Genomic DNA, 13504 nt, shown 5'->3' on the forward strand with positions numbered 1-13504 from the left:
GATACAACAGGTAAAGCAAAAGGTAATACAGATGCAACAGCTGATGCTACTGCAACTAAGAATAAAAATGAAGCAGATATCAAGAAGAAAATTGATAACGCTGATATCAAAAAAGCTCAAGGTAAGAAAACTGCTGCTGAAATAGCTAAAGCTATCAAAGATGCTATCGCGAAAGCAACTGATCCTAATACAGGTAAAGTTGATCCTAAAGCTATTAATAATGCTGTTAAAGACGCAACAGGTATCGATTTAGGTGTGCATAAAGGCACAGACATCACAGGTGTTTCTGTAACTGCAAAACCAGATGGAACAATCGACATCACTGTTGATACAAATACTAAGGGTGCAAATCCTCCAAAAGGTCAAGTAAAAGGTAAATTAATTGGTAATAATGATAAAGTGGTCGCTGCTACAAAAGCAAAAGATTCACATGCTGCAGACATCAAGAAAAAAATTGATGGTGTAGATATCAAAGGGTCTCAAGGTGGTAAGACAATCACTGACATCGTTAAAGATATTAAGAAAGCTATCAAAGATGCAACTAAACCTGATGGTACAGTTGATATCAAGAAAGTAATTGCTGCCGTTAAGAAAGCAACTGGTGTCGATCTAGGTACTGGACAATTCGGTAAAAATCCTGTTACAGATATCACAAGTATCGATGTTAAAGGTAACCCAGATGGAACAATTGATGTTACTGTTAAAACACATACTAAAGGAGCTTCTCCTGAAGATAAAACAGTTACAGGTAAACTAAAAGGTAACACTGATGCAGCAGTTAAAGCGAATACTGATCAACCTAAAAACACTGCAGCTATTAGTGCAGCATTCAAAAATGCTAGTTTAAAACACCAAGGCACAAGAACAATTGCAGAAGTTATTAAAGATATTCTAAAAGGTAAAAACCCAGCGGGAATTCTTGCAAATATTAAAACTGAAACAGGTGGTGTTGCTGTTGCTGTAACTTCAAATGGAACAACTATTACAAAAGTTTCTCTTGCTGTAAATGCTGCTGGTGATGGTATCGATGTTACTATCGAAACAAATACACCAAACGCAACAATTCCAACTCAAACAGTTAAAGTTGTCGTTAAAGGTGAATCAAATGCAGCTATCGCAACTAAAAAAGCAGATATTTTACAAAAAAATAACAATCAGAAAATTTCTGACATAATCAACAAAACAAAAATTGATGGTAAAAAACAAGGTACAAAATCAGTTGCGGATATCGCAAAAGCGATTGCCGATGCTAAGAAAAAACCTGGTTGAACACCTAAAGATCTTGTTGATGCTGTTAAGAAAGCAACAGGTATTGATTTAAGTAAGGGTCACAAAGGTACAGACATCACTGATATCGATGTAACTACAAAACCAGACGGAACAGTTGATATTAAAGTTTCAACTTCAACAAAAGGCGCATCTAAATCAACTGGTTCAACAACTGGTACAACACACGGTAAGGATGACAAAACAGTTGCTAATGAAAAAGCTGATGAAAATAAAGCATTCTTGAAGAAAATCTTCAAATCAGCAAAACTGATTGATCAACGTAATAGAAAATCATCAGATGTTATTGCTGAAATTAAAGCTAACTATCGAAAAAGAAACAGGAATTCATCTTGATGCTTTAAGAAATGGTTCACACATTGATTCAGTTGAGTTAGCATTAGACCCAACAACTAAAAAAGATATAACAGTAATCATTAAAACAACAACAACAGTTGGAACAACAACAGTTAAAACTGAAATTGAAGTTAAGATTATTGCTAAATCAAATAAAGATATTGCAAACGAAACTCAAAAAAGAAATATTGATAGAATTACTAAAAACTTTAGAAGAGCGGAATTAATTAAACAAGGTAAGAGAACAGTTGACCAAGTTATCGCTGATATCAAAGCTGCGGGTGGAATTCAAGAAAAAATTAAGAAGATTGCTGATGAAACAGGAATTGATATTAACAAAGGTCTTGAAACACCAACAAAAATTACTGATATTATTGTAACTAAGCGTAAAGATGGAACAATAAGTGTTCAAGTTAAAACAAACACACCAGACGCAACTGTTGAGAATAAATCAATTGATTTAGCTATCCTTGGAGAAAAAGATGCAATTATTGCTAAGATAATTGAAAAAGCGAAAGCTGATCTTGCTCAAAGTGGTAATACTAAAGATATTGAAGACTTAATTAAGAATATTAAAATAAGTGATCAAGGTAAACATACTGTTAAAGAAATTGCAAATGAAATTAACAAAGCAAAAACTGTTAAAGATAAACTTGCAGTTGTTAAAAAATGAACAAATGTCCCACTACCTGAACACAAAAACGGAACAACTATAACAGATGTTATAGCCACTCCTAACCCAGATGGAACAATCTCACTTAAAGTGAATACAAATACACCACACGCTTCAGATCCTAAAGGTCAAGCTAAAGGTAAAATGATTGGGAAACCAACAGAATTAAAAACAAACAAATCTGTTAGCCCAAACAACAATGGAAATGATTGAGCCAAAAGAATAGGATTCTTATCTCTTCTTTCAGCAACCGGAGCAGCAATACTAGCAGTATTAACACTCGGATTAGTAAAAAGAAAAAGAAGAAAAAGAGAAAATAAATAATTAGGTAACAAAAAGCTGAGATAACTCTCAGTTTTTTTATTATCCAGTTTTTCCATAGGAGTAAAGAATGGCATAAAAAAAGTAATGCATATGCATTACCATTCACTAAATTATTTTGAATCTTTTTTAGCGTTATTGAACATTCTGTTGAATCTTTCAACACGTCCAGTTGATTTAAGTGAAGTGTTTGTTCCTTGGTAGAATGGGTGACATTCTGAACAAGTATCAATTGAAATTGATTTAGCAGTTGTACCGATTTGGTGTTTTGCTGAACATGTAATACATGCTACTTCAATTACTTTATATTCTGGGTGAATATCTTTTTTCATGGTGCATCTCCTTATCCATAGAATAGTGTAGCTTCTTCTATAGTCTATTTAGCTTTCTATTTGAAAGTCCTATTAATAATATCATATATAGATATAAAAATCAATAGAAAACGACAAAAAAGTAGGTGCTAAATTCGGAGGTAATTTCATCACGTTTTAAAATTAATTCAAATAGGTATAAATACAATGCTTTAAGTGTAAATGGAAGGTTAAAAATAAAACTCCAATCGGAGTTTTATTACACTCATGGAGCGAATATTAATATGGCTAATATAATGTAAATTATTATAAGCATCAATAAAGGACGCTTTTTCTTTAATCAATAAATCGCGAATGATATTCCGATAGGCATTCATGCTATCAGCACTCACATTCTTCATCCACTAAAGAAGTTAGCGCGACCACTATGACTTAAACCAGCATAAGAACTTTTTGAGAATGAGTTTAAGAATATTTGTGGGAACATTGTTCCTAATAATAATTGAATACTTAAAGCGATTAGAACACCAATAATAATTGGTCTCAAGAAGATGATTGTATTCTTAAGGTATTTATTTGTTCTGGCTTTTCTGATCATCTTTGTAGTAATCAGAATTAATACAATTGAAGGTAATGCAAAGATTAAGTAAGTCCCAATCATTGCTAAGTAACCTCATCATTCACCATTGGCTACTAAGTAACCTGTGAATAAACCAAACTTAGTACTTACAACACCTGGTGTTGAGTTTGAAACGGCGAATACATTGTTGATTGTATCTTCAGATATATTTGTATATCCTGTTTTATCCATTAATTGTCATAACGCCTTGAATAAAGGCATAAATACTTGTCCACCACCAAAGACTATAAGTCCAAGAAGAAGAACTCCTAAGGTAGCTAATAATGCTAATGCTATCATTATTTACCTCCTTTAGATGATTTATCATCTGGAGTATCTTCTTTTTCAGTTGGTATAACTTCAACGTCATCTTTTTCTTTTGTAATTTCAGCTGTTAAAGAAACATCTTTTTTATGTTTTCTTATTCTTATAAATTCAACAATGAACACCACAAAGATTGTTGCAATCATAAGTATTGCAGGAATATTGTATGGTGCAGGTATAAACATACAGAAACCGAACGCTCCAATGATTAATGTGATCATAACTGGTAGGGCTAATTCTTTTCTAGATTGTTTCACATATCTAATGATGAAAAGTATTAGTATCGCAATAATGATAGGCATGATGGCAACATTAATAATTCATAAGTATTGTTCTGGTAAATATTTTGTACTTAATATGAAGATAGCTAATGCCATTAACATATGAGGAAGTATTCCTATGATGGTAACGATTGTGCCTCAAAGCTTACCAAGTTTTTTAATAGCAACATAAGATAAGGCTTCGACAACACTGGGTCCAGGAATCATATTTGACGCAATAACTACATCATCGAACTCTTCATCGTCCAATCAGTTATTTTCAACAACTGCAAACTTTCTAATGATAGGCATTAAAGCGTTTCCACCGCCATACCCAAGGAAAGTTGCTTTTAGTATAAAAATTAATACTTTAAAAAAGTCTTTTACTTTCGAATTTTTATTCTTTTCTTTATTCTTAGTAAAAAGTTTCTTAAAAAAGTTTCTCAGTTTCGAATTTTTATTCTTTTCTTTATTTTTGGTAAAAAGTTTTTTTAAAAAGTTTCTCAGTTTCGAATTTTGATTATTTTCTTTATTCTTTTCTTTATTTTTCATAAAAAGATTATATCTAAAACATTCTCTTTATTTATCTATGATTATGAATTGATATTTTGCTTAGGATAAATTTTATGCTGAATAGAAATAGTTTCTCCAAAATAACCTTTTTTATTTTGCTTTGCTTCATCACTTATCTTATGCATCATATTGTAGTAGAAAAGCGGAACTCTATATTTTTGATTACCGTGATTTGGTTTACTAATATATCCAATTCTAGCAAGACCTAATCTAACTAATTCCATTGCAAGGTTAATTACTTCACCTTTGGCATTTCTGTAAAAAACAGCACCCACAACTCTTTTGTATGTGTGTTTGTTTTTAGAAGCAATCATTACTTCTTTATTTAATATTTTTCCAGTAACAAAGTCAGTAGCTTTATTACCTCAAAGTAATTCAATTCCTGTTGAAGGAACTCATCTTCCATTTTTGCTATGACTCACTTCGGGAGTGTCAACAGAAAATAGTCTTCATGATGTTCCTTTTTCATCTTTAAAAGTATCTCCATCATGAACACTTTTAATTTTATGATTTGGGCTTCATTTAACTTCTGCGCCTTTTGAATACATGTATTGGGTATTTGTTGTTTTTGGATAATTATCGCCACATGAAACAACAGTTAGTATAGGTGCTGAAATAATTAAAATGGCACCCAAGGTTAAAGTAAATATTTTTTTCATAGTACATAAATAATAACTCTTTTACATTTTTATTATTGACTAAGACAACAAAAAACCAAGGAGACCCTTGATTTTGTGATTAATTGATTATTTTTCTTTAGTGCTTTTATGTTTCTTATAACCATATACACCTAAATAAGATAGTGGGATACCAGTTGAATAAACTGGGATCATCGTGTATTGAAACAACAATTGTTTAGGAATATAGATTTCAGAAAGATATAAAGTTCCGATAGTAATCAAACCTATAAAATAACCAACTATATATATGAAGAATAAGATTGTTCAAATTTTCTTTTTAGGAATGAATAATTTTATTTCTTGTCTTTCGCATTTCTTTTTGTTTCTCATACTTTAATTATAAAACTTTTGAATAATAATAAAAAATCAAGGGATAACTATATTTTTTCAATGAATCCCCTTGAAATACAAGCAACGAATTCCTTGTAAGTGTTATAAACAAAGGGCTTTCAAACATTGCTAACAAATAATAGCATTCATTTTCTTAAAAAAACACCCCAAAATAACAAATAATGATAAAATAATATTGAGTTAAATAAACAATATTTAATGCAATACAATAAAAGAAAATACAAAACGCCAAACCAAATGAGAAAAGTAAACGCCAAATTACTGTTTTCAAAAATACAAACACAAAGCATTTTTTACAATACATTTTTTTCTATATTAAGATCAAGAAAAAAGTTTTTATTTTATACTAGTACTCATGCGTATGGCGTAGGAGAGAGAAATGAAAAAACAAAACAAAATTATGTTGTCAATTGGAGCACTTGCAGCACTTGCAATTCCAACAGCTATAGCAGCTACAACACTTACAAATAAAGAAACTAAGAATAACACGTTTGAAAAACAAACATTCACACAATACTCAACAATGAGTTCGGTAAACGTTGACAGCCAATCAATGTACGCAAACCCTGTAGATAAACCTCTTTATGCAACAGATTTATTTAAAGCCGCTGCCACTGCTTTAGATAATCTTAATGACACTAAAGAAGAAGTGCAAGATTTAGAGAAAGATATAAAGAAAATTGAAGCGGATATGAAGGATCCTAAAAATAGCGGTAAATTAAAAATGCTAAAAGAAGCATTAACTATTGCAAAAGCAAAAAAGGCTAAAGTTTTAGAAGAACAGAAAAAAGAACAAATAGCATATGACACAGCAATCGCAGATGCTTGACAAAAAGAAATTGCTAAAAGATTCCAAGCGAAATTCCAAAATGCAAGAATGTCTGAAAAAGGTCAAAACTATAGAAAAACTTCAGACATAGTTGGTGACATTCACAAATTACAAAAAATGAGTGATAAACTTAAAGCTTTTAAGGAAACAACAGGAATTGAATTACCAGAGTTTCAACATGGTATCAGAGTTAAAAGTTTAAACTTATTATCTGATATTAATGGTACATTAACTGTAACAATAGTTTTATTTTCTGAAACAACTTCTAAAATATATGAAGTTCACGGAGATGTTATAGGTTTTAATAACGAAACAGTTACAAACCACAATCAACCTCGGAACCTAAACTTAATTGCAAGTAAATTTAAAGATGTAAAAGTTAAGAAAACAATTCAAAAGAAAGCTTCAGAAATTGAAAAAGATATTAATGGTTTATCAGGGATTGAAGCAAAATTAAATTCTTTCGAAAGAATGACGGGAGTTCACTTGGACCCCGTAATTCACGGAACAGAAATCACTGGTATTGACTTAAGATCAAATAAAGATGGAGAATTAACAGTATTATTCATAACAAACACACCTTATGCAACAACTCCTGATTTAACAGCAAAAGTTGTTATCCAAACTTTAACAGATAAAAAGATTGATGAAATCAGAGAGAAAAAAAGACAAGAGATTGAAAGACAAAAACGTGCAGCAATGCCACCGGTTGATCATTCAAAAGAAGATAGACAAAGATTCATTGCTATAGTTGCTTCAGCATCTGCAGGTGGATTATTAGTATTAATTCTTGGAATTAAATTAATGGTTAATATGTTTAGAAAAAGATCGGCTAAGAAAGCATTTAAAAAAGAACAATAGAATGTTCCTTTTTTTATTTCTTTTAAGTAAATAAAAATACCGACAACCGGTATTTTTAAAATATTAGAATCCTTCGTTCGATTTAACTAGAACGTATTTAACTTTCTTAATTGATTGTAATGTTTTACCACCTGCATATGAAATTGAAGATTGTAGGTCTTGTTCCATTTCTGTAAGTGTTTCTCAAATTGAACCTTTTGCAGGTACTAATTCTTTTTTACCTTCAACGTGTTTTTTCTCACCTTTGTTAAATTCAGAAGCTGAACCAAAGTATTCTTTGTATTCTTCTCCATCAACAATAACAGTTTTACCTGGTGATTCAATGTGACCTGAAAGAATTGATCCGGCCATTGACATTGTTGCTCCAAATCTGATTGATTTAGCTAAGTCACCGTTTTGTCTAATTCCACCATCAGCAATGATTGGTTTTGTAGCAGCTTTTGAACACATGTTAACAGCAGCTAGTTGTCATCCACCTGTTCCAAATCCTGTTTTAAATCTTGTGATACACACTTTACCTGGTCCTACACCAACTTTAGTTGCATCAGCTCCTCATCTTTCAAGGTCAGTAACAGCTTCTGGAGTTGCTACATTACCTGCGATAATAAATGTTTCATCACCCATTTCTTTTCTAATGTGCTTAATCATTTCTTTAACTGAGTGTGAGTGCCCATGAGCAATATCGATAGTTACATATTCTGGAATTGTTCCATTTGCAGCTAATTGTGAAATTTCTTCGAAGTGCGCTTTTTGTACACCTACTGAAATTGAAGAAATCAGTTTTTGTTCTTTCATCTTTTTAACAAATGCCACGTTATCAAAGTTAAATCTATGCATTACATAGAAATAACCCTTCTTAGCTAAGTCAGTTGCTAGTTCCTCATTAATAATAGTAATCATGTTTGCTGGCACGATTGGTAACTTGAATTCGTGTTTTCCAAGTTTAACAGAAGTATTACATTCACTTCTTGATCTTTTATGTGTTTTTTTAGTGAGGGAAAAAATTGGTCCTTTCCAATTATACAATTTCTAGTTTTTTTGTTTGTTAGGATTTTATAACTCAACGTCTTATTACTCATTTTCCAAATCTTGTGCAGATTGTATATTTCACCAAAAAATGACACATTTGGTATAATACTTTCATGTTTAATAATAATAAAGATAAAGAAAAGCAAGAAAAAGTAGTGGATAAAAAGCTTAATTCACCTACTAAAGTTGCTAAAACTAAAAAGACAAAGAAAAGCAAACAGAAGAAAAACTCTAAAGCTGCTTTTAAAAGAATAAAGGGACCAATTGGTAAGAAATCACCAATCATTAAAGTTAATAAAGTTACAAAAGAATACGGAGAATTGAAAGCTCTTGACAACATTTCATTTGAATTGATGCCTGGAGAAAGAGTTGGATTAATCGGTGGTAACGGTGCTGGTAAAACAACTATTTCAGAAATTATCGTTGGTTTAAACCAAGGTACAAAAGGGACAATTGAATATGGTTTTGATTATAAAGAACAACCACAAGAAAAAATTGGGATGCAATTCCAAGACTCAAATTACCCTTCTGGTTTAACAATTAAAGATATTATTAAATTTGCTATTAATGTTCATAAAATTAAAATAACTAATGAAGAACTTACTAATCTATTAAAGATATTCCAAATGACTGATTTTTATAATAGACCTTCAAGATCGCTATCAGGTGGACAAAGACAAAAGTTAAATATTTTACTTTCTGTTCTTCACAAACCTAAATTAGTTATCTTTGATGAACTTTCAACTGGACTTGATGTTTTAGCTAGAGATGAGATTATTAAATTCTCAGATACTCTATTAAGACAAAATGAAATATCAGCTATTCTTATCTCTCATCATACAGAAGAGATTGAAAGAATTTGTGATAAAGTTATTGTTCTTGATCATGGTAAAGTTATGGACCGTGCTTCAATTGCAGATATTCAAAGAGACCATGGTTCACTAGAAGCATTCATGAAGAAAATCATTAAAGCTGGTAACCAAACTCAAAACACTCTTGAGTTAACTCTTGATGTCGAAGCATCTAAAAAACTTTCTCTTCAAAAACTGAAGAAAAAAGTAAAGATGCCTACTAAAGAAAAAACTTCAAAAACACCAGCTAAAAAGAAAGAACCTAAAAAAGCAACAAAGAAAACCAATGCTAAAAAAGGAAAAGGTGATAAATAATGAGAGCAACATTTAAATTATTAAATGCCTATTTCTGGAAGACTTATTATGGTCCGATATTGGTATTTATCTTCCCAACATTATTATTAACAATCATGGGTAACGTTATGCGTATTGAATATGTATTCCCAGGTATTTTAGCTATGGTTACATTATTCATCGGTATTCAAGTTATGCCATTAGGAATTATGGAGTTGAAAGGTTCGACATTATTCAAGTATATTGGTTCGACACCCGTCAATCCCAAAAGGTTCGTTTCAGCAGTTATCTTATACTATGTATTACTTAACGTGCTTGCTATCCTACTTATTATCATATTAGGTGGAGCTATATTCTATAAAGACGTATTTGCCGGTTCAGGTAAAAAGATAATTCCTTCAGGAATTGCATACGGTCTATATTCAGGAATTGCCACAACAAAAGGTTTCTTCTCATTTATATTCGCAAACCTTTTACACATTGTTATGACTCTTGCTATTGGTTTAGCAATTGCGACATTCTCAAAAACACCACAACAAGCATTAACAATAGGTTTAATTATTGTTCTTCCATCAATGTTCTTATCAGGAATGGTTATTACAGTTGACGTTATTGCTCGTAGTGCTGTTATGCAATGATTATCAAGATTAGTTATTTTTAGATATACAACAGCTAATATTGTTATTTCTTCAACACCTGCATACCAATTAGGTGGAGTTGAAGATCACTTAGCTAAAGGTATTGATGGAAATCCTAAAGCTTACTTAGATTTAGTGTTCAATAGAAATGCATACTTCATCCACGAAGGAAAAGTATATATTGATGTTAATCATATTGGACACATTCCAAAATCAGCATTACTAGATCCAAAAGGAATGCCAGGTTACAAACCAGGACATTCATATGTATCAATTAAAACAATTCAAGAATTACTGGATGCAAACAAACTTTCAGAATTTGGTAAAAAAGCAATCTTCCCAGGTGGAGATACAACATTATTCAAACAAATATTTACAGCAGAAACATTAAGATTAAGTTCAGACAATGGAATATTACAGTTCAACAAAGATTGAGGTGTACGTAGAATTCCTGATGTTGACTTAATTAAACAATTCATCATGACATACTTCAAAGGTGAAAATGGTAATGGTGGAGATACTAAGAGATTTGTTGAAATTTATGACAAGTATATTTCAAAAGGTCAATTTGCATGATTAGATATGTTTATGAATCAAAACATCCTTCTATATACAAAAGCAGAAAGAGCATTGAACATTGTATTACCAATTCTATTTGCTACAGGTTCTGCAGGATTCGCTATTAAAAGATTTAGATGATCAGCTAGATAACAAGGAGGTCAGTTATGACTATTAATAAAAAGAAAATTGGATTAGGAGTACTTACAGCGGTAACAGCAATTGCAGCACCAGTTGCAACAGTTATTTCTTGTGGTAAAACAAATGAAAATAAAGGTCCAGAAGATGAAACAAAAGAATACAGTGCAGGAATGCCCTTTACTTGAAGTATTTTAAATGCAGAGGGTTCAAAAACCTTAAACACTATTACAGAAAACTCAGTTAAAGCTGATGCACTTGCTAAAAAACACAATTGAAATAAAGTGTTTACAGCATCAACAACAATTAAAAATGAAGCTAACATGTCAGCATCTGATTTAAAAGCTAAAAAAGCAGAAGCTAAAAAAATAAATGATAAGATGATGAAAGAAATCGAAAAATTATCAGAAATTCAAAAAAGATCATTAGTAATTTCAGCTAACGATATAGATGTTGAAGCTGCACAAGATTCTCAAAAAGAATACAAAATAAGTGTTTATTCAACAATTAATAGTGAAAAGGACATGACTAGTGAATTAAAAACATTCATTAATTCATTTTTAACTCATTCAAATTCAAAAGCTAAAGCATTTAATCAATACAAAGATTTAGATACTGCCGCAGACATCAAGAACATTAAATTAGAAAACTATGCAACAAAAAGATATTTAAGTGCTCAAAGATCTATGCGTAATTTAAATGATGCTATGGATGGTTTATATAATGGTGAGGCATTCTTTGATAATGGGTTTATTTCAGAAGCTAAATATAAAGAATTTACAGAAGAAATAACAAAAAAAGAAAAAATCGTTAGTTGAGTTGAAAAAGATTTAAATTCTGAAAAGAATTTAGATGCAACTTCTGCACCAGTATTTGATGTTTTCAAAGGTGAATTTAGACAAAAAATTTCATTCTATGAAGGTGTTGCATTAAACTCTAATACTCAAATTCCCGATTCAGAAAAATCATCTAAAACGAATTCATTTCCAATTTCACTTCCAAATTGATCAAATAAAGCTTTCTCTGGACGTACTCCAGAATATACAGATTATAAATTTGTATTTACGATGAATCCATTAATTCAAAAATTAGATGATGAAACAAAATATAAAGCAGAAAAAATGACTGAACTTTCTGATGATCAAATTGTTGATTACTTAGGTATGATTCACAAAATCATGTTCAATCTATCATCATTAGATATAGAAAACGGATTAAATATTTTAAAAGATATCCTTCCTGTAACTGCACCATTCATTTCAACTAATTCTGGATGAATAAGAACTATTAATAAAATCTTCATGGAAAATGGTCAAGATGTTGATAAGGCAATAATTAAAATTAAAGAAATTGCTAAGAAAAATATCGTTGCCATTAAAAAGTCTATAAAAGACAAACCTACTATTTCTGCTGCTAGAATGGCATATAGTTTCTATAGAGATCACAATAAACAAACATTAGAAGAATTTCATGAGGCATTCCCAAAAACATGAAAAGTAACTAAGACCCAAGATATTTCAGATGAACAAATTATTGAAAAATTCGATATGTCAAGTATTCCTTCAGCTAATACTACAGTTATTACAATGTTATTTGATTATTTAAATACTTTATATTCAGTTGGTGATGTATTAAAAGGTGCATACGAAACTGCTAAATAATAAAAAACAAAACAGATACCTATGTACCTGTTTTTTTATTGTCCTTTTAACGTTATAAATAAGATTTATGATTAGATATTGGTTTGGACCAACAAAAGCCCTTATAAGCTCTTAAAATGTTCGTTTATATCATTTGGATAATATATGGAGTGTGAAAAGAATATAAAAAAAGAGAGACCTTTGAAATCTCACTTTTTTATTAGAATTAATTAAGCTTTGTTAGCTGAACCGAATTCTGTAATTTTTGCTTTTGACATTTCAACCATAGCATCAAATCCTGGTTTTAGAAGTTTACGAGGGTCAAATCCTTTAACTTTCATATCTTCTGCTCCACCAGCTCTAACGTATTCATAATTTTTGCAACACCTAATGAGATAGCTTTAGCAATTTGGTCTGCAGGAATACCTGAACCACCGTGTAGAACGATTCCCATTCCAGCTGCTGCTGAGATTTCTTTAAGAACGTCGAAATCTAATGATTTTCAAGCTGCAGGGTAAGGTCCGTGGATGTTACCAATTCCAGCTGCTAGAACGTTAATTCCTAGTGCAGCCATTTTTTTAGCTTCTTCTGGATCAGCTTTATCACCGTCTCCGATAATTCCGTCTTCTTCTCCAGCAAGTGTTCCAACTTCAGCTTCCATTGACATTCCTTTAGCTTTAGCTAGTTCAACTAGTTCTTTTGTGTTTTTGTAGTTTTCTTCAAATGGTGAGTGTGAACCATCGTACATAATTGATGTATATCCAGCTTCGATAGCTTTCTTAGCACCTTCGTATGATCCGTGGTCTAGGTGTAGAACTACAGGAACTGTAATATCTAAGTCTTCCATCATACCGTTAACCATACCTACGATTGTTTTCATTCCACCCATATATTTAACAGCACCTTCTGATGTACCTAAAATAACTGGGGC

Annotated in this window: 13 protein-coding genes; 6 read left to right on the forward strand and 7 right to left on the reverse strand. The window is 31.1% G+C overall.

All coding sequences use genetic code 4. The features are described 5' to 3' along the window. Positions 1-1683, forward strand: a 1683-nt coding sequence (locus C4B25_RS04740) for a hypothetical protein (protein WP_168380695.1), incomplete at its 5' end; no start/stop codon positions are given. After that, entirely contained in the window at positions 1568-2620 is a 1053-nt protein-coding gene (locus C4B25_RS03680; protein ID WP_131613690.1) for a hypothetical protein, read from the forward strand. The genes C4B25_RS04740 and C4B25_RS03680, both read left to right, overlap by 116 nt. Positions 2621-2730: 110 nt before the next feature. On the opposite strand, the gene rpmE is transcribed toward C4B25_RS03680, so the two are convergent. The 5 genes from rpmE to C4B25_RS03705 form a co-directional block, all read right to left on the reverse strand. Further along, positions 2731-2949 (reverse strand): 50S ribosomal protein L31, encoded by a 219-nt coding sequence (rpmE, locus tag C4B25_RS03685; RefSeq protein ID WP_131613691.1) that lies wholly within the window; start codon positions 2947-2949, stop codon positions 2731-2733. Positions 2950-3187: 238 nt separating this feature from the next. After that, complete coding sequence (locus C4B25_RS03690) at positions 3188-3847, reverse strand: chromate transporter (protein WP_131613692.1); 660 nt, start codon at positions 3845-3847, stop codon at positions 3188-3190. Beyond that, positions 3847-4683, reverse strand: a complete 837-nt coding sequence (locus C4B25_RS03695) for a chromate transporter (protein ID WP_210725177.1) — start codon at positions 4681-4683, stop codon at positions 3847-3849. Before C4B25_RS03695 ends, C4B25_RS03690 begins: the two co-directional genes overlap by 1 nt. Before the next feature lie 41 nt (positions 4684-4724). Then, complete coding sequence (locus C4B25_RS03700) at positions 4725-5363, reverse strand: thermonuclease family protein (RefSeq protein ID WP_131613693.1); 639 nt, start codon at positions 5361-5363, stop codon at positions 4725-4727. A gap of 87 nt (positions 5364-5450) precedes the next feature. Then, complete coding sequence (locus C4B25_RS03705; RefSeq protein ID WP_131613694.1) at positions 5451-5714, reverse strand: hypothetical protein; 264 nt, start codon at positions 5712-5714, stop codon at positions 5451-5453. A gap of 400 nt (positions 5715-6114) precedes the next feature. Here C4B25_RS03705 and C4B25_RS03710 point away from each other — a divergent pair, with 400 nt between their 5' ends. Then, the gene (locus C4B25_RS03710) at positions 6115-7425 is read left to right on the forward strand and encodes a phage tail tape measure protein (RefSeq protein WP_131613695.1); all 1311 of its coding nucleotides are present in this window, start codon (positions 6115-6117) and stop codon (positions 7423-7425) included. A 63-nt stretch (positions 7426-7488) separates the two neighbouring features. Here C4B25_RS03710 and C4B25_RS03715 read toward each other — a convergent pair whose 3' ends face one another. Continuing rightward, complete coding sequence (locus C4B25_RS03715) at positions 7489-8451, reverse strand: GMP reductase (RefSeq protein ID WP_131613696.1); 963 nt, start codon at positions 8449-8451, stop codon at positions 7489-7491. A 116-nt stretch (positions 8452-8567) separates the two neighbouring features. Here C4B25_RS03715 and C4B25_RS03720 point away from each other — a divergent pair, with 116 nt between their 5' ends. Genes C4B25_RS03720 through C4B25_RS03730 form a run of 3 tightly spaced genes read left to right on the forward strand, consistent with a single transcriptional unit; the run spans position 8568 to position 12594 of the window. Next, positions 8568-9620: an ABC transporter ATP-binding protein gene (locus C4B25_RS03720; protein WP_131613697.1), complete on the forward strand. Its 1053-nt coding sequence runs from the start codon at positions 8568-8570 to the stop codon at positions 9618-9620. After that, positions 9620-10948: an ABC transporter permease gene (locus C4B25_RS03725; protein WP_131613698.1), complete on the forward strand. Its 1329-nt coding sequence runs from the start codon at positions 9620-9622 to the stop codon at positions 10946-10948. Before C4B25_RS03720 ends, C4B25_RS03725 begins: the two co-directional genes overlap by 1 nt. Positions 10949-10962: 14 nt before the next feature. Further along, positions 10963-12594 carry a hypothetical protein gene (locus C4B25_RS03730; protein ID WP_131613699.1) on the forward strand — a complete coding sequence of 544 codons (1632 nt, stop codon included), beginning with the start codon at positions 10963-10965 and terminating at the stop codon, positions 12592-12594. Between the two features lie 283 nt (positions 12595-12877). Here C4B25_RS03730 and C4B25_RS03735 read toward each other — a convergent pair. Next, a partial coding sequence (locus C4B25_RS03735) for a class II fructose-bisphosphate aldolase (protein WP_335904866.1) occupies positions 12878-13504 on the reverse strand: 627 nt, incomplete at its 5' end.

Source organism: Mycoplasma todarodis (assembly GCF_004335995.1).
GTDB classification, from domain to species: domain Bacteria; phylum Bacillota_I; class Bacilli_A; order Mycoplasmatales; family Metamycoplasmataceae; genus Mycoplasma_K; species Mycoplasma_K todarodis.